21 protein-coding genes are annotated in these 20,542 nt (G+C 69.1%); 5 read left to right on the plus strand and 16 right to left on the minus strand.

The window, feature by feature from the left end:
- Positions 1–140: 140 nt before the first annotated feature.
- Entirely contained in the window at positions 141–1,679 is a 1,539-nt protein-coding gene (locus AB6V29_RS08465) for an amino acid permease (RefSeq protein ID WP_369358015.1), read from the plus strand.
- A 51-nt stretch (positions 1,680–1,730) separates the two neighbouring features.
- Here the strand turns inward: AB6V29_RS08465 and AB6V29_RS08470 are convergent, their stop codons facing one another.
- Complete coding sequence (locus AB6V29_RS08470) at positions 1,731–2,405, minus strand: hypothetical protein (protein ID WP_210072420.1); 675 nt, start codon at positions 2,403–2,405, stop codon at positions 1,731–1,733.
- Between the two features lie 60 nt (positions 2,406–2,465).
- Positions 2,466–2,975, minus strand: coding sequence for an amino-acid N-acetyltransferase (locus tag AB6V29_RS08475; protein WP_369358017.1), 510 nt, complete (start codon positions 2,973–2,975; stop codon positions 2,466–2,468).
- A 204-nt stretch (positions 2,976–3,179) separates the two neighbouring features.
- On the opposite strand from AB6V29_RS08475, the gene poxB reads away from it, so the two are divergent.
- Positions 3,180–4,904 carry a ubiquinone-dependent pyruvate dehydrogenase gene (poxB, locus tag AB6V29_RS08480; protein WP_369358019.1) on the plus strand — a complete coding sequence of 575 codons (1,725 nt, stop codon included), beginning with the start codon at positions 3,180–3,182 and terminating at the stop codon, positions 4,902–4,904.
- Between the two features lie 69 nt (positions 4,905–4,973).
- On the opposite strand, the gene AB6V29_RS08485 is transcribed toward poxB, so the two are convergent.
- Positions 4,974–7,499 (minus strand): ATP-dependent Clp protease ATP-binding subunit, encoded by a 2,526-nt coding sequence (locus AB6V29_RS08485; RefSeq protein WP_103206859.1) that lies wholly within the window; start codon positions 7,497–7,499, stop codon positions 4,974–4,976.
- A 190-nt stretch (positions 7,500–7,689) separates the two neighbouring features.
- On the opposite strand from AB6V29_RS08485, the gene AB6V29_RS08490 reads away from it, so the two are divergent.
- Both AB6V29_RS08490 and AB6V29_RS08495 read left to right on the plus strand, forming a co-directional pair.
- On the plus strand, positions 7,690–8,316 hold the full coding sequence (locus tag AB6V29_RS08490) for a hypothetical protein (RefSeq protein ID WP_369358021.1): 627 nt from the start codon (positions 7,690–7,692) through the stop codon (positions 8,314–8,316).
- On the plus strand, positions 8,313–8,546 hold the full coding sequence (locus AB6V29_RS08495; protein ID WP_267789301.1) for a helix-turn-helix transcriptional regulator: 234 nt from the start codon (positions 8,313–8,315) through the stop codon (positions 8,544–8,546). Before AB6V29_RS08490 ends, AB6V29_RS08495 begins: the two co-directional genes overlap by 4 nt.
- A gap of 14 nt (positions 8,547–8,560) precedes the next feature.
- Here the strand turns inward: AB6V29_RS08495 and AB6V29_RS08500 are convergent, their stop codons facing one another.
- The 3 genes from AB6V29_RS08500 to AB6V29_RS08510 all read right to left on the minus strand — a co-directional run bounded on the left by AB6V29_RS08500 (position 8,561) and on the right by AB6V29_RS08510 (position 11,095).
- A complete protein-coding gene (locus tag AB6V29_RS08500; RefSeq protein WP_369358023.1) occupies positions 8,561–9,277 on the minus strand; it encodes a hypothetical protein in 717 nt (238 codons plus the stop codon).
- 89 nt (positions 9,278–9,366) lie between these two features.
- Positions 9,367–10,833 carry a cardiolipin synthase gene (gene cls / locus AB6V29_RS08505; protein WP_267789299.1) on the minus strand — a complete coding sequence of 489 codons (1,467 nt, stop codon included), beginning with the start codon at positions 10,831–10,833 and terminating at the stop codon, positions 9,367–9,369.
- Positions 10,834–10,897: 64 nt separating this feature from the next.
- Positions 10,898–11,095, minus strand: a complete 198-nt coding sequence (locus AB6V29_RS08510; RefSeq protein ID WP_103206864.1) for a hypothetical protein — start codon at positions 11,093–11,095, stop codon at positions 10,898–10,900.
- 134 nt (positions 11,096–11,229) lie between these two features.
- Between AB6V29_RS08510 and AB6V29_RS08515 the strand changes: the two genes are divergently transcribed.
- Positions 11,230–12,393, plus strand: coding sequence for a DUF4192 family protein (locus tag AB6V29_RS08515; RefSeq protein ID WP_369358026.1), 1,164 nt, complete (start codon positions 11,230–11,232; stop codon positions 12,391–12,393).
- Here the strand turns inward: AB6V29_RS08515 and lysS are convergent.
- From lysS to folE, 10 genes are all read right to left on the minus strand, one after another.
- Positions 12,344–13,864 carry a lysine--tRNA ligase gene (lysS, locus tag AB6V29_RS08520; RefSeq protein ID WP_307314815.1) on the minus strand — a complete coding sequence of 507 codons (1,521 nt, stop codon included), beginning with the start codon at positions 13,862–13,864 and terminating at the stop codon, positions 12,344–12,346. The genes AB6V29_RS08515 and lysS overlap by 50 nt on opposite strands.
- Positions 13,865–13,942: 78 nt before the next feature.
- Complete coding sequence (gene panC / locus AB6V29_RS08525) at positions 13,943–14,797, minus strand: pantoate--beta-alanine ligase (protein ID WP_267789297.1); 855 nt, start codon at positions 14,795–14,797, stop codon at positions 13,943–13,945.
- The gene (locus tag AB6V29_RS08530; protein ID WP_267789296.1) at positions 14,794–15,516 is read right to left on the minus strand and encodes a DUF2520 domain-containing protein; all 723 of its coding nucleotides are present in this window, start codon (positions 15,514–15,516) and stop codon (positions 14,794–14,796) included. Before AB6V29_RS08530 ends, panC begins: the two co-directional genes overlap by 4 nt.
- On the minus strand, positions 15,513–17,096 hold the full coding sequence (locus AB6V29_RS08535; RefSeq protein ID WP_267789295.1) for a PH domain-containing protein: 1,584 nt from the start codon (positions 17,094–17,096) through the stop codon (positions 15,513–15,515). Before AB6V29_RS08535 ends, AB6V29_RS08530 begins: the two co-directional genes overlap by 4 nt.
- Positions 17,093–17,611, minus strand: a complete 519-nt coding sequence (locus tag AB6V29_RS08540; protein ID WP_267789368.1) for a PH domain-containing protein — start codon at positions 17,609–17,611, stop codon at positions 17,093–17,095. Before AB6V29_RS08540 ends, AB6V29_RS08535 begins: the two co-directional genes overlap by 4 nt.
- Before the next feature lie 181 nt (positions 17,612–17,792).
- Positions 17,793–18,278 (minus strand): DUF3180 domain-containing protein, encoded by a 486-nt coding sequence (locus tag AB6V29_RS08545; RefSeq protein ID WP_369358029.1) that lies wholly within the window; start codon positions 18,276–18,278, stop codon positions 17,793–17,795.
- Positions 18,275–18,802, minus strand: coding sequence for a 2-amino-4-hydroxy-6-hydroxymethyldihydropteridine diphosphokinase (gene folK, locus AB6V29_RS08550; RefSeq protein WP_369358030.1), 528 nt, complete (start codon positions 18,800–18,802; stop codon positions 18,275–18,277). The genes AB6V29_RS08545 and folK overlap by 4 nt, the downstream gene beginning before the upstream one ends.
- Positions 18,799–19,164, minus strand: a complete 366-nt coding sequence (folB, locus tag AB6V29_RS08555) for a dihydroneopterin aldolase (protein ID WP_210072433.1) — start codon at positions 19,162–19,164, stop codon at positions 18,799–18,801. The genes folK and folB overlap by 4 nt, the downstream gene beginning before the upstream one ends.
- On the minus strand, positions 19,164–19,955 hold the full coding sequence (gene folP, locus AB6V29_RS08560; protein ID WP_369358033.1) for a dihydropteroate synthase: 792 nt from the start codon (positions 19,953–19,955) through the stop codon (positions 19,164–19,166). The genes folB and folP overlap by 1 nt, the downstream gene beginning before the upstream one ends.
- The gene (gene folE, locus AB6V29_RS08565; protein WP_267789291.1) at positions 19,952–20,539 is read right to left on the minus strand and encodes a GTP cyclohydrolase I; all 588 of its coding nucleotides are present in this window, start codon (positions 20,537–20,539) and stop codon (positions 19,952–19,954) included. The genes folP and folE overlap by 4 nt, the downstream gene beginning before the upstream one ends.
- Positions 20,540–20,542 lie beyond the last annotated feature (3 nt).

Raw genomic sequence — 20,542 nt, forward strand, 5'->3', positions numbered from 1 at the left:
CCTCTCGCGGTGGTCACGTCACCTCGTGCGAAGGACGTAACGAGGAACTTACACGCCAAAGGTAGACAGGTCGACCTATAGAAGGCCATGATTTCCCGCAAGGCGACCCCGAAGCCTGTCCGCATCCGTCTGGAGGCCACATGTCCACCTCGAGCAACTCCCGCAAAAAGGTCGCCGGAGCCACCTATACGGCCACCGACGCCTCGTACTTCGAGAAACGCACGCTGAAACGCTCGGCGGGTGTCTGGGGCCTGTGGGGTCTCGCCGTCGCCGCCGTCATCTCGGGCGACTTCTCGGGCTGGAACTTCGGCATCGGCTTCGCCGGGTTCGGCGGCATGCTCATCGCCTTCGTCATCCTGGTGGTGATGTACTACGGCCTCACCTTCTCGATCGGAGAGATGGCCGCCGCCATGCCGCACACGGGCGGCGCCTACTCGTTCGCCCGGTCGGCGATGGGACCGTGGGGCGGCCTCGCGACGGGTCTCGCCGAGACCATCGAATACGTCGCGACCACCGCTGTCGTCGTCTACTTCTCGGGGCAGTACGCCGACTCGGCGCTCGAGCTGCTGACCGGCGTGAGCCTCCCCTCTTTCGTCTGGTGGATCATCCTCTACGCGCTGTTCATCGCTCTCAACGCCGCCGGCGCGAACATCTCCTTCGGGTTCGCGATCGTCGTCTCGATCATCTCGATCGGCATCATCGTGGTCTTCGGCGCGATGTCGCTTCTGACGGGCGCGTTCGACTGGAGCTCGCTCTGGAACATCGCCCCCACCGACGGCAACACCGAGTTCCTGCCTTTCGGCGTCGGGTCGATCCTGTTGGCACTCCCCTTCGCGATGTGGTTCTTCCTGGGCATCGAGGAGCTCCCCCTCGCCGCCGAAGAATCGCACGACCCCGCTCGCGACATCCCCCGCGCCGGCCTCTGGGCCCGCGGCACGCTCATCGTCACCGGCCTCATCGTGCTGTTCCTGAACACCGGCGTGCTCGGCGCCGACGCCACCGGCAGCTCGCTCGAACCCCTGCTCGACGGTTTCCGCGCGATGGTCGGAGACCAGGCCGCGGCCCTTCTCTCGCTGCTCGCTCTCGTCGGACTCCTGGCATCCCTGATGGGCATCATGTTCGCCTACGGGCGCAACATGTACTCGCTCTCGCGCGCCGGCTACTACCCGCGCTGGTTGTCGCTCACGGGCGCACGCAAGACACCCTGGGTCGCGCTGGTGTTCGGCGCGGTTCTCGGTTTCGTCGCACTCGTCGTCGTGCAGTCGGCCGGCGGCGACACCAGCCCGGCGGGTGCGATCGTGCTGAACATCGCCGTGTGGGGCGCGGTGCTGGCGTACTTCCTGCAGATGGTGTCGTTCATCATCCTTCGACGGAAGTTCCCGAACGCGGTGCGGCCCTACAGAAGCCCCTGGGGTCTGTTCGGCGCCTACTCGGCGGCGATCATCGCCGCGGTCGTCTTCTTCGGCCTGCTGCTGAACTCCGCGTATCTGCTCGCGATCGTGGCGATCATCGTGGTCTACGCCGTGATCTTCGTCGCCTTCGCGGCCTACGGTCGCCACCGCCTCGTCCTCTCCCCCGAGGAGGAGTACGCCCTGTCCGGCGGCCTGCACGGCGACCCCCAGGCGGAGGGCTACGACGCCATGCAGAACGAGGTGTTCGGCAAGAAGCCCGGCGCCTGAGCCGCGAACGCACGAGGGGCGGATGCCGATCGGCATCCGCCCCTCGTGCGTTCAGCGCAGAATGAACGACGCCGTGCCCGACGACGGAATGCCGCCGATGGACACGCTCAGGTGGTAGGTCGCTCCCCCGCCGGGCGCGTAGGGCCGCTCTCCGCCGCACGAGTTCACCGAGGAGCGCGTACGGTCCCAGGTCAGCGGTGCGGAGCTGGTGACGACCTGGCCCGCGGCCAGCGTCACCTCCATGTCGCTCGGCTCGGCCTGGCAGTCCGTCGACCGCCACCACACGTCCGACCCGCTGGTCACGGTGAACGACTGCGCGCTCGTCCCGACGTTCATGGTGCAGGGGTTCGCGCTCGTGTTCGTGAGCTTGATCGACAGCTGAGGGTTCTCACCCTGGGCGTACTCGCTCTTGTCCGACAGTGCCGCGACGGTGATGTCGGATGCCGTGCACTCGACGGGCCCCGCGGGCGCGGTCGGAGTGGGCGAGACGGAGGGAGACGCCGAGGGAGCGCCGGACGCCACCGGCGCGGTCGTCGTCGCCGTGGCAACGGGAGCGCTCGCAGCGGGAGCAGGAGTCGCCTCGGCGGTGGGGGCGGCACGCCACGGGGGAGCCGCGACGAGCCACACGACGAGGCCGATCACCAGCAGGGCGAGGAGCCCTGCGGCGAGACGACGACGACGGTAGACCGCCGGGGACTGCCTCCGCCTACGGGGGGCATCGGTCATGGTTCCAGGGTAGGCGGCGCGGCTGTGCGCTCACGCCACGGCACGCTCAGGAGCGCAGGCTCACAGCTGCTTCAGCATCCGGGTGTTGCCCAGGGTGTTCGGCTTCACGTGCGCGAGGTCGAGGAACTCCGCGACACCCTCGTCGGGGCTGCGCACCAGCTGCGAGTACACGTCGGGGTCCACGACCTGCTCGCCGATCTCGGCGAAACCTCGACGGGTGAAGAAGTCGACCTCGAATGTGAGGCAGAACAGTCGCGAGACGCCGAGCTCGCGCGCGCGGTCCTCGAGAGTCTCGACGATGCCGCGACCCACGCCATGGTGCAGCCAGTCGTCGTGGACGATGAGCGTGCGGATCTCGGCGAGGTCCTCCCACATCACGTGCAGAGCGCCGCACCCGATGACCACGCCGTCCGCCTCTGCGACGACGAACTGCTGCACGGAGCCGTAGAGCACGACCAGGTCTTTGCCCAGCAGGATGCGCTTCTGCACGAACGGCTCGAGGAGCTCGTGGATGCGTCGGACGTCGGCGGTTCCGGCGGGGCGGACGACGAACGGCGCGGATGAGGTCATGGTCCCAGGGTACGCCGGTCGGGTCGGCGGTCCGCGAAGAAGCGGCGTCCACGCCGAGTGCGCAGCTGTGTGTTCGACGCATAGCCCGCTCAGAGGCGAGGCAGGGGAAAGCCTCGACGACGGGAGTAGCGTGGGCGATGGTGACGCGCGATCGTCACGAGCGGTCGCGCGATTCGCCCCCTTCTTCGATGAAAGGACTGCCTCGTGCCTACCGTTGCCGAGAACATCGTCTCCGCCCTCCGCCATCACGGCGTGCAGCGCATCTACGGCCTGCCCGGCGATTCCCTGAACGGCTTCACCGACGCGATCCGTCGAGATGGCGAAATCCGCTGGATGCACGTGCGGCACGAAGAGGCAGCGGCCTTCGCCGCCTCGGCCGAGGCGGAGCTGACGGGGGAGCTCACCGTCTGCGCGGGAAGCTGCGGGCCGGGCAACCTGCACCTCATCAACGGTCTCTACGACGCCAACCGCTCGCGCGTGCCGGTCCTCGCGATCGCCGCGCACATCCCCACCGCGGAGATCGGATCGACCTACTTCCAAGAGACGCACCCGCAGGAACTCTTCCGCGAGTGCTCGGTCTACGTCGAATACGTCGCCGACCCGGTGCAGATGCCGAGACTGCTCGAGATCGCCATGCGAGAGGCGATCGAGAAGCGCGGTGTCGCCGTGCTCGTCATCCCGGGCGACGTGCTGCTCGCCAAAGCGAAGAACGACCGCGTGGCGACCGTGTCGCGCGCGACTCCGCGCATCCTTCCGTCCGACGACGAACTGCGCCGCACCGCCGATGTCTTGAACGCCGCCGAGAAGGTGACGATTCTCGCCGGAGCCGGTGTCGCCGACGCCCACGACGAGGTCGTCGACCTGGCACGCCGCCTGCAGGCACCGATCGTGCACGCGCTGCGCGGCAAGGAGCACATCGAGTGGGACAACCCGTTCGACGTGGGGATGACCGGGCTTCTCGGCTTCTCGTCGGGGTACCGGGCGATGGAAGATGCCGATGTCGTCCTGATGCTGGGCACGGACTTCCCGTACCAGCAGTTCTACCCGAGTCGCGCGACGCACATCCAGGTCGACGTCCGAGGAGAACAGCTCGGACGCCGGCATCCCGTCGACATCGGACTCGTCGGCACGGTGCGCGACACCGCCCGCGCGCTCCTCCCGCTGCTGGCCGAGGGGCGATCGACGCGGCACGCCGACGACGCCCGTTCCCACTACCGGACCACGCGCGCGAAGCTCGACGACCTCGCGGTCCCCGCAGCCTCCGGCAAACCGCTGCACCCGCAGTTCGTCGCGCGCACGCTCGACCGTCTCGCCGCCGATGACGCGGTCTTCATCCCCGATGTGGGATCTCCCGTGGTGTGGGCGGCGCGCTATCTCACGATGACGAAGGAGCGCCGTCTGATCGGATCGTTCGCGCACGGCACGATGGCGAACGCCGTCTCCCACGCGATCGGCGCGCAAGCCGCCTTCCCCGACCGCCAGATCGTCGCTCTCGCGGGCGACGGCGGGCTGGCGATGCTGCTCGGCGAGCTGATCACGATCGTCCAGAACGACCTTCCCGTGAAGATCGTCGTCTTCGACAACTCCTCGCTCAATTTCGTCGAGCTGGAGATGAAGGCGGCCGGGTTCGTCAACTACGGCACCGACCTGCGTAACCCCGACTTCGCGGCCGTCGCCGAAGCCATCGGCATCACGTCGTTCCGCGTCGACGAGTCCGCCGACCTCGAGACCTCGCTCGCCGCGGCCCTCGCGCACCCCGGCCCGGCGCTCGTGTCGGTGAAGACGGCACGCCAGGAGCTGTCGATGCCCCCGTCCGTGACTCTCGAACAGGCCAAGGGCTTCACGCTGTACGCGATCCGAACGGTCCTCTCCGGTCGCGGCGACGAGCTGATCGACCTCGCCGCGACGAACGCGCGCCAGCTGTTCTGACCAGCCGCGGCACACGACGACAAGGGGCCCGGATGCCATGGCATCCGGGCCCCTTCTTGTTCTACGCGATCAGCTGCCCGCGAGGGTGTCGGGGGTGGCGGCGATCTCTCCCGCCGTTCCGACGCCGATCGCGACCTTCTCGCCGCGCGGGCTGGTCTCGAACGAGAACTGACCGTTCTCGACGCCGACCTTCACGTGGTCGCCCGACTCGAGCTCGCCGTGCAGGATCTTCTCACTGAGCCGGTCCTCGACCTCGCGCTGCATGGCGCGGCGCAGGGGGCGAGCTCCGAGGGTCGGGTCGAAACCGATCTCGATGAGCTTGTCCTTCGCGTCGTCCGACAGCTCGACGGTCATGTCGCGATCGAGCAGCCGGTCGGCGAGGCGCTTCACGAACAGGCCGACGATCTGGCGGAGCTCGTCCTTGTTCAGCTGCGGGAAGACGATGACATCGTCGACACGGTTGAGGAACTCGGGCTTGAAGTGACGCTTGAGCTCCTCGTCGACCTTGCCCTTCATCCGCTCGTACGAGGTCTGCGCGCTGCCCTCGACCTGGAAGCCGACCGGGCCACCGGCGATCGCCGACGAACCGAGGTTCGTCGTCATGATGATCACGGTGTTCTTGAAGTCGATGACGCGACCCTGACCATCGGTCAGACGACCCTCTTCGAGGATCTGCAGGAGCGAGTTGAAGATGTCCGGGTGGGCCTTCTCGATCTCGTCGAAGAGCACGACCGAGAAGGGCTTGCGACGCACCTTCTCGGTGAGCTGGCCGCCCTCTTCGAAGCCGACGAACCCGGGAGGGGCACCGAACAGACGCGAGACCGTGTGCTTCTCGCCGAACTCCGACATGTCGAGGGAGATCAACGCGCCCTCGTCGTCGAACAGGAACTCGGCGAGTGCCTTGGCGAGCTCGGTCTTTCCGACACCGGTGGGGCCGGCGAAGATGAACGAGCCCGAGGGGCGCTTCGGGTCCTTGAGACCCGCACGCTGACGACGGATCGTGCGCGAGAGGGCCGCGATCGCCTCTTCCTGGCCGATGACGCGCTGGTGCAGCGCCTTCTCCATGAACATGAGGCGGCTGGACTCTTCTTCGGTGAGCTTGAACACCGGGATGCCGGTCGCCTGCGCGAGGACCTCGGCGATCAGGCCCTCGTCGACCACCGCGTGGGAGGCGACGTCGCCCGAGCGCCACTGCTTCTCGAGACGCAGGCGCTCCGCGAGGAGCGACTTCTCCTCGTCGCGCAGCGCGGCGGCCTTCTCGAAGTCCTGGTCCTCGGAGGCCTGCTCCTTCTGCTCGCGGACCTTGGCGATCTTCTCGTCGAACTCGCGCAGCTCCGGCGGGCTCGACAGGATCGACAGACGCAGGCGGGCGCCGGCCTCGTCGATCAGGTCGATGGCCTTGTCGGGGAGGAACCGGTCGCTGATGTAGCGGTCGGCCAGGTTCGCCGCGGCGACGATGGCGCCGTCGGTGATCTGCACCTTGTGGTGCGCCTCGTAGCGGTCGCGCAGCCCCTTCAGGATGTTGATCGCGTGGGGCAGGCTCGGCTCGGCGACCTGGATCGGCTGGAAGCGGCGCTCGAGAGCGGCGTCCTTCTCGAAGTGCTTGCGGTACTCGTCGAGCGTGGTGGCACCGATGGTCTGGAGCTCACCGCGCGCGAGGAGCGGCTTGAGGATGGATGCCGCGTCGATCGCGCCCTCTGCGGCGCCCGCGCCCACGAGGGTGTGGATCTCGTCGATGAAGACGATGATGTCGCCGCGCGTGCGGATCTCTTTCGTGACCTTCTTCAGGCGCTCTTCGAAATCGCCGCGGTAGCGGGACCCGGCGATGAGGGAGCCGAGATCGAGCGAATAGACCTGCTTGTCCTTCAGCGTCTCGGGGACATCGCCCTTGACGATGGCCTGCGCGAGTCCCTCGACGACGGCGGTCTTGCCGACGCCGGGCTCTCCGATCAGGACGGGGTTGTTCTTCGACCGGCGCGACAGGATCTGCATCACGCGCTCGATCTCTTTCTCGCGCCCGATGACGGGGTCGAGCTTGTTGTCGCGCGCAGCCTGCGTGAGGTTGCGTCCGAACTGGTCGAGCACGGCCGACCCGCCCTGGGCCGCGCCCTGGGTCTGCTCGCCGGCACCCGAGGCGACGCCCGCGGGCTCCTTGCCCTGGTAGCCCGAGAGCAACTGGATGACCTGCTGGCGCACCTTGTTCAGGTCGGCACCGAGCTTGACGAGGACCTGGGCGGCGACGCCCTCACCCTCGCGGATGAGACCGAGCAGGATGTGCTCGGTTCCGATGTAGTTGTGGCCGAGCTGGAGCGCTTCGCGCAACGACAGCTCGAGGACCTTCTTCGCACGGGGCGTGAAGGGGATGTGGCCGGTCGGCTGCTGCTGACCCTGGCCGATGATGTCCTGCACCTGCTCGCGGACGGCATCGAGCGAGATGCCCAGCGACTCCAGCGCCTTGGCAGCCACACCCTCACCCTCGTGGATGAGGCCCAGAAGGATGTGCTCCGTGCCGATGTAGTTGTGGTTCAACATCTTCGCCTCTTCTTGGGCGAGCACGACCACACGACGAGCACGATCGGTGAATCTTTCGAACATCCTCAGTCCCTCCAAAAATGGGCTGACAGGCACGCCTCCGCGCGCCGTACATCGAGAGTAACCAGCGGCCGGATGCCAGAGCCCCGTGTTCGCCGTGGGCATACCGCCTCGCCGGTCGGGGTTGCAAAACCCATCGACAGTCGATACCTTATCGAACATCGATAATAACGATCATCGATAAGGAGTCTCCGTGACACCCACGCGTACACAGCCGCGCATCCTCTCGCGCGGCGACACCATCGGCTTCACCCTCTTCCTCATCGGCGGTGTCGCCATCGCCGTGTCCGCCGTCGTGCAGACGATCATCGACCTCGCGAGCGTCCTGCCGAATCGCGACATCACACTGCTCGCGCCGTTCGTCGCGACCGAGGCACAGGCCCCGCTCGGTCCCGGCGGATCGCCGGTGGCCGTTCAGCTGGACTCCGCCTCGGTGACGGTGGCGTCGCTGCAGCCCGCATCTCTCGCCGCGCTCGTCATCAGCCACGTCCTGTTCGCCGTCGCGATGGTGACGGTGGTCGCCCTGCTGCTCGTACTGTGCTTCGGCATCCTGCGCGGCCGCATCTTCTCGCGCGCGCACACCGTGCTCGTGACCACCGCGGGCCTCGTCGCCCTCGCGGGGATGTATCTCGTGCCGTTCTTCCACAACATGGCCGTCAACGGCGCCCTCGCGCGAGTGTCCGACGGCACGTACGACCGTGCCGTCGTGGGAACGGTCGACGTCTTCACGATCTTCGCCGTCGCTTTCGTCGTCGCCCTCGCCGGCACCGTCTTCGCGGTCGGCGACCGCCTCCAGCGCGACACCGAAGGCCTCGTATGACCCCGGCCGCCACGGACGACGGGCCCACCGGCATCCACTGTCGCCTCGATGAACTCCTCGAGGCGCGGGGCATGACGTTGACGCGACTCAGCGAGCTCGTCGGGGTGTCGGTGGTCAACCTGTCGGTGCTGAAGAACGACCGTGCCCGCGCGATCCGTTACTCGACGCTGTCCGCGATCTGCCGCGTGCTGGAGTGCGAGGTCGGCGACCTCCTCGTCGTGGAGCGCTGACGCCCCCGCCGCGGTCAGCGCGTGCCGAGTACGGGGATGGGCGCGCTCGCATCGACGCCACCGCCGGAGAGCACGAGCGACACCGCGCCCGAGCCGGCCTCGCGGCCGATGTCGGCGAGTGTCACGCGCGGTGCGATGTCCATGGTGCAGATCTGATCTGCCGGCGGCGTCGCGAACTGCACGGCGACATCGCCGCCGGCGGCGGTGATCGTCTCGACGGACGGGACGCACGTGGAGCTGCCGTAGGTGACGATCGCGACCAGCGAGTCGTTCACCCAGCCCGCGGAGGGCGAGAATTCGCTCGGGGCCGCGGGCGTGGTCGCAAGCCCCGCGAGGTTCGCCTCGCCCTGCGCCGCACCCGTCACGGTGACGGTGAGGTCCTTGGCGGGGTCGACACCCGCGGGCAGCGCGACCAGCGTGGCCCGCGGAGCCATGTCGCGCGTGCACTCCTGCTGAGAAGACCCGGCGAGCTGCACCGTGATCACGGCTCCGGCGACGCTCGGCTGGCCGCTGACGACCGGCGGGCACGAGGAGCTTCCGTTCGTGACCACGGCGATCGACCGGCCGCCGTCGACCCACGCGGCCCCGATCTCGGCGGACGGCGTCGCGCTCGTGGCATCCGGGCTGGGGGACACTCCCCCCGACATCGAAGGCGATGACGCGCCCGTGGCGCATCCGGCGAGAGCACCGGCGACGACGAAACCGGCGCCGATCATTGCGATCAGGGTCAAGCGGGGACGTGACATGAGAACCTCCGGGGGCGAGTTCTGCCCCATGATGTCGGAGAATCCTGGATGCCGGCGGCGAACGCCGCGGCGCGTCACTGCAGGGCAGAGGTGAGGCGGGCCAGGTTGTCGAGGATCGTCGAGCGCAACGGCTGGCGGCGCCACTCCTCGATCGTCAGCTGCCGGCTGAGGGTGCGGTAGGCATCCTCGACGTCGCGCATGTCGCGGACGAACTCCTCGCCGCGCACGAGCAGCGACACCTCGAGATTCAGACCGAACGATCGCATGTCCATGTTGCTGGAACCGATGACGGCGACCTCGTCGTCGATCGTGACGCTCTTGCTGTGCAGGATGTAGGGCTTGCGGTACATCCAGATCGTGACGCCCGCGTGCAGCAGAGCCTCGTAGTAGCTGCGCTGGGCGTGGTAGACCATCGCCTGATCGCCCTCTTCCGAGACGAAGAGCTCGACGTGCACGCCGCGCTGGCACGCGGTCGTGATCGCGAGCAGCAGCGCTTCGTCGGGGACGAAGTAGGGGCTGACGATGATGATGCGTTCTTTCGCGGCGAACAACAGGCCGAGGAACAGCTTGAGGTTGTTCTGGAAATCGAATCCGGGGCCCGAGGGCACGACCTGACAGTCGAGATCGCCCGGGCCCGACGTCACGCTGAACAGATCGATCTCGTCGCGGAGGGTCTCGTCGGTCTCGCTGTACCAGTCGGAGAGGAACACCGCGTTGATGCTCGCGACGACGGGGCCCTCGACGCGGACCATCAGGTCCACCCAGTGCAGACCGCGGCGGATGTTCTTTCGCAGGTTGTACGACGAGTCGGTGACGTTCTGCGAACCCATGTAGGCGACATCGCCGTCGATCACGAGGAGTTTGCGGTGATTACGCAGGTCGGGACGCTGATATCGGCCGCGCAGCGGTTGGACGGGCAGCATGAGGTGCCAGTGAGCGCCCATCGCATCGAGGCGTCGAAGCGTCTGCCGGTAGAACGGCTTGCCGCGGTTCGCCCAGTGATCCAGCAGGACGCGCACGACGACGCCGCGCTGCGCGGCCTCTTCGAGGGCGCGGAAGAAGTTGTCGGTCGAGTCGTCGGTCTGCAGGATGTAGAACTCGACATGCACGTAACGCTGCGCCTGCCGGATGGCCTCGGCCATGGCATCCAGGCTCTGCTGGTAGTCGGCGATCAGGGTGGCGGCGTTGTCTCCTGCGATCGGCATGGCCCCCAGATTGCGGTTGAGCTGAACGAGCGCGCGGAACCACTGGGGGGCGTTGGGGCGGAGGGTGCCGAACTCGAGCGAAGCGCTCGTGTCGTGGATGTACTCATTGATCGCCGCCTGCTTGCGACGGCGCTTTCGCGGCAGCCGCGGGTTGCCGATGAGCAGGAAGAGGAAGACCCCCACGAAGGGGATGAAGTAGATCGCGAGCAGCCAGGCCATCGCGGCGGTGGGCCGCCGGTTGCGCGGAACGATGATGATCGCGGCGATGCGCACCACCAGGTCGACGACGAAGAGCGTGATGACGAGCCAGCTCGCGTCGAACGTGGCGTTGAGCACGGGTCCTCCTGCACGGGTTGTGGACCCAGCGTAGCGACGGCCTCCGACAGGGGCCGCCGGGTTGTCAGGCCGCGGGCCCCTCGCCCGTGCGCGCGACGGGGGGAAGACCGCGCTTGGCACGCTCCTCCGCTTCGATGCGCGCGTAGGCCTTGCGCTCGGTGCGATCCATCCGGATGACATTGCGGAGGATGAAGAAGAAGACCACCGACACCACGAGGGTCGGCAGGATCGCCCACAGCATCGCAGTCCAGGTCTCGTCCATGGCTTCGAGGATACCCGCGCTGCCTGAGCGCGCGGTCTCAAGGGACTCCTCCCCAGGCCGCTGATGCGCGGATTCATCCACGATCGAGCTATTCCGCACGGCGGGAGGGTGACCGTTTTGGCCACCCTCGAGGCATGACACCCGCCGTCGTCCCCGTCACTTCGTCCGCCTCGTTCCTCGCCCTCGTCCCACGCCTGCTCGAATGCACCCCGCGCCAGAGCCTCGTCCTCGTGCCGTTCGCCGAGTCCCGCTCGCTCGGCGCGATGCGCGTCGATCTCCCCCCGACCGACCGGTCCGTCTCGGATGAGAGCATCGCCTCGACGGTCATCGGCATGGCGTGCAAGGTCGCGCGAACCGATGCCGTGGCGATCGTCGTCTACGCCGACGGCGCGCTCGCCGACCTCGCGGACCTGCCGCACCGCGCGCTCGTCGATGCAGCCATCGCCCGGGCCGACATCTGCGGGCTCCGTGTCATCGACGCCCTCGTCGTCGGCGCGGACGGCTGGAAGAGCTACCTGTCGCCCTCGTCAGCGGTGCCACACCCGCTGAGCGAGCTCACCGCGCCGCCGCTGGGCGAACCCGAGTTTCCGTGCGACGACGACCAGTTCGCCGCGGCGGGTCTCCCGCAGGTCGATCCCGCCGTCTCCCGCAGCATGCTCGCCGTGCTGCGGAAGATCGAGCGCGTACTCGGCGGCGCGCACGAGCGGCGAGGGCTCCCCCTGTTGAAACGTGCCGCCACAGCCGACCCGGCCGCAGCGTTCATCGCGGATCCACCTATGCTTCTCGAGGACGCTCTGGCCTGCGCACCCTCCGACCTCGACGCCGCACAGCTCGCCGCGGTCGCCTTCTGCCTCGCCCGCCCTTCGCTGCGAGACGTGGCGCTCATGCAGTGGGCGGCCGACCTCGCCACGGGTGACGCCGTTCTCCACGCGCAAACGGCGTTCCACCGCGGGAAGCCGTTCCCCGACGACCTCGCTCGGCCGATGTGGGGAGAGGGAGCTCACCCCGACCCCGATCGTCTTCGCCGCGCCCTCGAGCTCTGCCGGTTCGTGGCCGCAGCCCTCCCCCAGGAGCGTCGCACGGGTGCCCTGTCGGCGTGCGCCTGGCTCGCATGGGCGCGGGGAAGAGGCTCCCACGCCGCCACCTACGCCGAGACGGCACTCGAGATCGACGCGGACCACGGTCTGAGCGCGATCATGCTCGACATCATCGACGCCGGGCGCCTCCCGGAGTGGGTCTTCGAGCGTCCTACTTCACCAGCGGGAACAGGATCGTCTCCCGGATTCCCAACCCGGTGATCGCCATGAGCAGACGGTCGATTCCCATGCCCATGCCGCCGGTGGGGGGCATACCGTGCTCGAGGGCACGCAAGAACTCCTCGTCGATGGGCATCGCTTCGACGTCGCCCCGAGCGGCCAGCTTCGCCTGCTCGGTGAAGCGGTGACGCTGGATCACGGGGTCGACGAGCTCGGAGTACCCGGTCGCGAGCTCGAAGCCGCGCACGTAGAGATCCCATTTCTCGACGACGCCCGCGATCGAGCGGTGCTCGCGCACGAGGGGGCTGGTGTCGACGGGGAAGTCCATGACGAAGGTCGGCCGTGTCAGGCCGCCCTTCACGAAGTGCTCCCACAGCTCTTCGACCCACTTGCCGTGGGTGTCCTGGGGCGGGGCGTCGACGCCGGCCTCGCCGCCGAGTGCGCGCAGCTCGTCGAGCGAGGTCTCGGGGGTGATCTCACGACCGGACGCCGCCGACAGCGATTCGTACATCGAGATGCGGTCCCACTCGCCGCCCAGGTCGTACTCGGTGCCGTCTGCCCACGTGACGGTGGTCGACCCCGCCACGGCGACGGCGGCGTCCTGGATCAGGGTCTGGGTCAGGTCGGCGATGCCGTTGTAGTCGGTGTAGGCCTGGTACGCCTCGAGCATCGCGAACTCGGGGCTGTGCGTCGTGTCGGCACCTTCGTTGCGGAAGTTGCGGTTGATCTCGTAGACCCGGTCGATGCCGCCCACGACGGCGCGCTTGAGGTAGAGCTCGGGCGCGATGCGCAAGAACAGCTCGGTGTCGAAGGCGTTCGAGTGCGTCGTGAACGGACGGGCGCTCGCACCGCCGTGCTGCACCTGCAGCATCGGGGTCTCGACCTCGACGAAGTCACGCTCGGTGAAGGTGCGACGCAGGCTCGCGTTCACCTTGGCACGGGCCAGGACCGTCTCGCGGGCGCGGTCGCGCACGATCAGGTCGAGGAAGCGGCTGCGAACGCGGCTCTCCTCGCTGAGCTCCGTGTGGAGGTTCGGCAGGGGCAGCACGGCCTTGGCGGCGATCGTCCACTCGGCGACCATGATCGACAGCTCGCCCCGGCGGCTCGAGATGACCTCACCCGAGACGAAGACGTGGTCGCCGAGATCGACGAGCTCCTTCCACGCCTGGAGCGACTCCTCCCCCACGTTCGCGAGCGAGATCATGGCCTGGATGCGGCTTCCGTCGCCGGACTGCAAAGACGCGAAGCAGAGCTTGCCCGTGTTACGGCTGAACACCACGCGGCCGGCGACCCCGGCCGTCTCGCCCGTCTCGGCGCCGGCTTCGAGATCGCCGAAACGCGCGCGCAGCTCGGGGATCGTCGTGGTGACGGGGACGACGACCGGATACGGACCGCCCGCGGCGTCGACACGTTCCGCGAGCAGGCGCTCGCGCTTGGCCAGGCGCACCGCCTTCTGTTCGAAGACCTCGTCTTCGGTCGGTTCGGCAGCGTCGTTCGCGGGCGCGTCGGTCATCAGGGAGGCTCCTCGGGGTCTCCCCCAGTCTATTCGTCGTCCCCGACCGCCCCGGAGTCGCGACCGGGGCGACCGCCGTCAGCGCAGCGAGATCTCGGCGTTGTCGATGAATCGGTGGCCGCCCACGGTGGCGGCGATGAGGGCGAACGCGCGACCGCGGTGCCCGTCGTCCACGGGCAGGAACGTCTCGGGATCGACCACGCTCAGGTATTCCAGGGTGATGCGTTGCTCGCCCATCAGCGACGACTGAGCCGCCGCGATGCACGCATCGACCCCGAGATCGGAGTTCGATGCCGCCGCCTCGAGGGCGCGCGGAAGAGCCGCGGCCGCGCGCCGATCGGCCGCATCGAGCAGCGCCACACGGCTCGACACGGGCAGGCCGTCGTCGGTGCGCACGGTCGGCACCGTCGCGATGTCGATCGAGAAGTCGAGATCGCGCACCATCCGACGCACGAGGAAGATGCGCTGCAGGTCGCGCTCGCCGTACACCGCGACGTCGGGGCGCACGAGGTGGAAGAGCTTCGCTTCGACGGTGAGGACCCCGTCGAAGTAGAACGGGCGCACGCGACCCTCGTAACGCAGGCCGATATCGCCCGCCGAGACGCGCGTCGTGGCCGTCCCCGCCGGGAGGAACACCTCGATCGTGGGAGCGAAGACGACATCCACGCCCAGGTCGGCGAGAACCCGCGCGTCGGATTCCGGCGAGCGGGGATAAGCCGCCGTGTCGTCGGCCGTGCGGAAGCGCAGAGGATTGACGAAGGTCGACACCACGACCACGTCGGCGAGGTCGCGGGCTTCGCGGATCAGGTCGACGTGACCGTCGTGCAGAGCACCGAGGGTCGATACCAGGGCGACGCTCGGGCCGGCGTCCGATCGATCTGCGCCTCGGATCTGTCCGAGTCGGGTGCGCAGATCCTCGAGGGTGCGGATCATCCGTCGATCGTAGCGGTGCCGTCGAGGTCGTCGCGGCGCCCGCCCTCGACCAGAGCCTGGTCGACGCTCGATCGGACGAGCGCAGACAGGTACGCGCCGGGATTCTCGACCCCGATGCGATCCAAGAGCGCCGACGACTGGCGCACGATCGAACGCGAGAACTCCGTCGCCGTCGCGATGGCCTCGGCGTACGTCGCCCGATCGTCCTCGGCGACCACGACCGGTTCGCACCCGAGCTCGACCGCGAGCGCTTGCGCGATCGGCAGCACCGGAGCGGGGGCCGTGACGGCGGCATACGACTGGGCGAGTTGGCGCAGATCGATCGACGACACTCCCGTGAAGACCATGGCGGGATGGATGGCCAGCGGAATCGCACCGCTACGGGCGGCGGGATCCAGCACCCGCGACCCGTACGCGGCGTCCGTGTGCAGGACCAGCTGGCCGGGCTGCCAGGCGCCGACCTCGGCGAGACCCGACACCAGACCCGGAAGCTGGTCGTGCGGCACCGCCACGACCACGAGCTCGCTGCGTCGCACGACCTCGTCGGCCGTGAGCACCGGGAGTCCCGGCAGGATCGCCTCGACACGGTCGTCGTCGGAGCCCGACGTGATCCCCGTCAGGGCGTGGCCCGCTCCCGCCAATGCCGCCGCGATGACCGGCCCGACGCGTCCGGCCCCGATCACCCCGACGCCGAGGCGTCCATCACGACCGCGGCTCATCCGGCCCACCGGTGGGTGCGGTCGATCGCCGCCGCATCGACGCCGGCTCGAGCCGTCCGCTCGAACAGCCCCAGGGCGTCGTCGCGGTCCAGAACACCGACCGACGTCTGCACGGTGCCGGCGATCACGTGGGCGATGAGGGTGGCTGTGCCCGTGGCGCGGGCGAGCGGCCCCTGGTGCAAACCGATCGACTGCAGTCGAGCGAGGGGGACGATGCTCAGCGAACGCCACACCCACCCGCGACGCATCAGCAACGCGTCGGTGGTCAGCAGCGCTCCGTTGCGGCGCCAGGACAGCGGGCGCAGCCACCGAGCGCGTCTCGGGGTCGTCACGTACGGGTCGTCATCCACCGGACCCAGGATGCCGTCACGGAACACGAGTGTCCATTCGTCGGCCGACAGGCCGGGGGCGAGGATCCGCAGGACGCGCTCGACATCGGCGCGCGTTCCGATCGGGAGCACCGCCGCCAGCTGATCGTTGCTCGTGTCGGTCGAGGCCCGCCCCGAGAGGCGGTTCACCGAGATCGCCCACCATCCGAACGGACGCCACATCAGGGGCTGTCGCACCTCGATCGCGTGCACGCGGCCGGGCGGCACGACCTCCGAGACCGTCGTGAACAGACCGAACGTCACGCGGACGCCGTCGGGGGTCGGGGCGATGGAGTACCGCAGCCCCTGGGCGATCGACCGCACGTAGTACGCGCCGAAGGCAAGGAACATCGGAACGATCGTGAACAGCAGCCACAGCGTCGACACCGACGCGGCCACGACGATCCCGACGACGAAGGCGATGAGGATGAGGCTCGATCCACTGAGAACACGGGATGCCACGAGCCGGCCGAACGGAATACGCACGATGCTCTCCGGCTCGGCGTCGGAGAGGTCCTCCCCGTCGACGATCCCCTGCAGGCCAGATCCCACGGCCTCGGCCGCCTGCCGAGCGAGGGACGAGCGTCCACCGGGTTCTGCTCGCGCTTCGGCGAGACGCCGCCCCGACGCGAGGCGGAGGATGTCGCCGCGGATGGCCTCGGCATCCTTGCCCGAGAGGTACTCCAGCTTGACGTTGGCATCGAGGCCTGCGCCGACCACCTCGAGCTTCGCGAGCCCCAGGAGACGGGCGACCATCGGACGCGTCAGGTTGACCCCCTGCACGCGGTCCAGCGGAGCGCGCCGGTGTGTGCGGAACAGCACGCCCGAGCGCACCTCGACGTCGTCCTCGCCGATGCGCAGGGTGTGGAACCGCCAGGACAGCCGGAACAGCACCAGCAGCACGATGAGCACGACGAGAGCCGCAGCCGCCGCGATGAGGATCAGATTGTTCGCGAGGAGGAAATCGACCGGGTCGGGGGGAAGCTCCCCCGGGGGCAGATCGGTGAAGACCGGGAAGATCCACTCGACGAGACGCTCCCGCAGGTTCGCCACGATGACGCCCACGAGCACAAGAAGGGTGAGCCCACCGCGCAACAACGGCGTCAGAGGGTGGAGCCGATGCCACTCCCCGTCGCTGTACGGCGACCGGACGATCGTCCGTTGCCGAGGCTGCGACTCCGGGGGCGAGCCCGCCGTGTCCGGATCGGTCACAGCCCGGTCCGGCGGGTCTCGGCGACGGCCACGAGCGTGTCGCGCAGCTGTTCGGCCGCCTCCTGGGTGAGCCCGGGGATGGTCACGCCCGTTGACGCCGCAGCGGTGACGAGCTTCAGCTGGGCGATGCCGAAGCCCCGGTCGAGGGGGCCGTGGGTGATGTCGACGAGCTGCATGCGGCCGTACGGCACCGCCACCACCCGCTGCCACAGGATTCCTCGACGGAACACGAGGTCGTCGCGACGCAGTTGATAGCCGAAGGAGCGCGCCTGACGCGGCGTGATGACGAACCCGATGACGGTGACGAGCAGAACCACTCCCGCCGGAATCCACTGCCACACGAACCCCGTGAGCGCCTGCACGACGACGGCGGCAGCCAGCACCAGGACGAACACCGCCCCCTGCGAGATCAGCTGCACCCGCACGTACGCGCGGGCCAGCTGATGCCACGTGCCCTCTCCGAGGGGCAGGCGACGCTCCGAGCGCGGTTCGAGGATGCGATCGTACGTGCCCACGCCGAGGACGGCCTCGTCGGCCGCTGGATCGCCCTCGGCGGGTCGTCGAGCGTCGGCGGGGCGAGCGTCGGCGGGGCGAGCGTCGGCCGGGCGGGCGTCGGAGGGGTCCCCATCCGCACGATGAGCACGAGATCGCTCGGCCGCGATCCCCTCCGAGACCCCCGCCTGCGTCTGCGGAACGTCAGATCTCCACGGGTCCTGCGGGGGTGTTCCCTGGGGCGTCGTCATCGTCGTCCTTCCGGATGGTGCAGAGCTGCTCGGCCACGAGTCCCGCGACGACGAGGATGACGGCGCAAACGAGTGTCGCGATGATCGATCCCATCGAGCCTACCGAGGGCACCACGGGCCGACTCACCAGGAACGCGAGCAGACCGCCCGCGAATCCCGCCGCGGCTGCCCCGAGGATCGACGACGCTTTCGCCAGCATCGCGATCCGCAGGGCGCGGAACGGATCGATCCGGCGGGGGCTCCGGCCGCGCGTCGACCGATAGACCGGGACGGCGAGGACCACGATCACGGCGCCGAGCAGGGCGAGGATCGTGGGCAAGCTCGCCGCGGGAGCGAACGTCGAGCGCCCCATGGCGGTGAGCGAGGTGTCGAGCAAGAACCCCACGACCAGCCCGACGATGACGGCGATCGTGAGGATGCCGGCGCCCGTGCGCTTCATGCGACTCCTCCGCTCAGCTTCTCGAGCAGATCGGCGACGCGTCCGCGGCCGGGGAGCTCGGCATCCGGATCCACGTCGAGCCACGGCGCGAGCACGAACTCCCGCTCGTGCGCGCGAGGGTGCGGGACGACGAGGTCGTCGCGATCGATGCGTTCGTCGCCGTAGGCGATCAGGTCGAGATCGAGGGTCCGGTCGCCCCAGCGCTCCCGCCGGACGCGGCCGTGCCGCGCCTCGATCCGGTGCAGCGACGCGAGCAGCTCGCCCGGCGACAGACGCGTCTCGAGGACGGCCACCGCGTTCAGATACCGAGGCGCGTGCTCGTCCTCGCCCCGGAGCGTCACGGCCACCGTCTCGATCGAAGCAGAGACGCGCACGTGCGTGGTGAGGGTCAACCGCCGCAGTTCGTCGACAGCCGCCGCGAGGGTCTCCTGTCGCTGCCCGAGATTGGCTCCGAGCGCGACGACCGCGTGCACGGGCGTGGGACGCGGAGCCCCGTCGATCCCGTGCGCCAACCGCACGTTCACGATCGGGACCTCGAGATGGTCACGGCCACATCACCGAAGGCGACGGTGATGGGCGCCTGCGGCTTGTGGACGGTGATCGTGACGGCATCCACCCGCTCGTCGGCGAGAACCGCGTCCGCCAAACGCTGGGCCAGCGTCTCGAGCAGGTCGACCGGATCGCCCTCGACGATCTCGACGAGCCGCTCGGCGAGCTCGCCGTAGTGCACCGTGTCGGCGACGTCGTCGGTCTCCGCCGCCCGTCGCAGCGACAGGGAGAGCGTCGCGTCGACCACGAACTCCTGCCCGTCGCGCTTCTCGTCGGGGTAGACCCCGTGGTGCCCCACGGCGCGCACCCCCGTCAGTGTGATCCGATCGGCATCCATCAGGCCTCCCAAGCGTGGGCGACGGCGAGCGCGTCGCGGGTGGTCGGCACATCGTGCACGCGGACGGCCCACGCACCGGAGCGAGCGGACAGCGCACTCGTGACAGCGGTGGCGAGATCGCGACGGGCGAGGTCGGCGTCGTCGCCGATCACCTCCGCGAGGAACCTCTTGCGGCTCGTTCCCACCAGGACGCGGATCCCGAGCTCGGCGATCTCGGGCAGCGCGCGCAGCGTCTGCCAGTTCTGCGCCCCCCGCTTGCCGAAACCGATACCGGGATCGACGACCAGTCGCGACCGGTCGATGCCCGCGGACACAGCAGCCTCGATCCGCTCGGCGAGTTCCGCCGAGACCTCTCGAGCGACGTCCGCGTAGTCGGCCCGCGCGTACATCTCGGCCGACGGTCCGCGCCAGTGGCCGAGGGCGATCTCGGCCTCCGTCTCGGCGACCGCGGCGATCATGTCGGGGTCGGCGAGTCCACCCGAGACGTCGTTGACGAGGCGAGCTCCAGCCCTCACGGCGGCGACCGCCGTGGCGGCGTTCATCGTGTCGATGCTCACGAACGAGCCCTCGGATGCCAGTGCCTCGACGACCGGCAGCACGCGCTGCTGCTCGACGCGCGGCGCCACCCGCTTCGCGCCGGGTCTGGTCGACTCCCCGCCGACGTCGAGGATCTCGGCGCCCTGCTCACGGAGGAGCCGCGCGTGAGCGAGGGCCGCATCGGGGTCGAGGAAGCGTCCCCCGTCGCTGAAGGAGTCGGGGGTGACGTTGACGATCCCCATGATGAGGGTCACGCGCGCGCCCCGATCAGCGCGACGAGCTCGGCCCGGGCGGCGGGGTCGCCGTACGCTCCGCGCGCGGCGATCGTCACCGTAGAGGCGTCCAGCTGGCGCCCACCGCGCATCGTGACGCACTCGTGCACCGCGTCCAGGACGACGAGCACACCGCGCGCGTCGAGAGCCGAGGCGATCGTGTCGGCGACCTGCTCGCCCAGACGCTCCTGCACCTGCGGGCGGGCGGCGAGGATGTCGATCACCCGCGGCAGCGCCCCGAGGCCCACCACCTCTTCACCCGGAAGGTAGGCGACGTGCGCGCGGCCCCGGAACGGCAGCAGGTGATGCTCGCACATCGACCGGAAGGCGATGTCGCGCAGCATCACGGCTCCCGAGGGGAGGGTGTCGGGCGCCGGCCCGCGCGACACCGAGATGGTGTGCTGCAGCGGGGCGCCGGCATCCTGATTCACTCCCCCGAAGAACTCGGCCCAGGAGTCGGCGACGCGCGTCGGGGTCTGGCGGAGCCCGGGGCGATCGGGGTCCTCCCCGATCGCCTCCAGGAGCTCTCGCACCAGGACGGCGACGCGTTCACGATCGACGGCCACGGC

The sequence above is a fragment of the Microbacterium sp. 20-116 genome (genome assembly GCF_041079415.1).
In the GTDB taxonomy this organism is placed as follows: domain Bacteria; phylum Actinomycetota; class Actinomycetes; order Actinomycetales; family Microbacteriaceae; genus Microbacterium.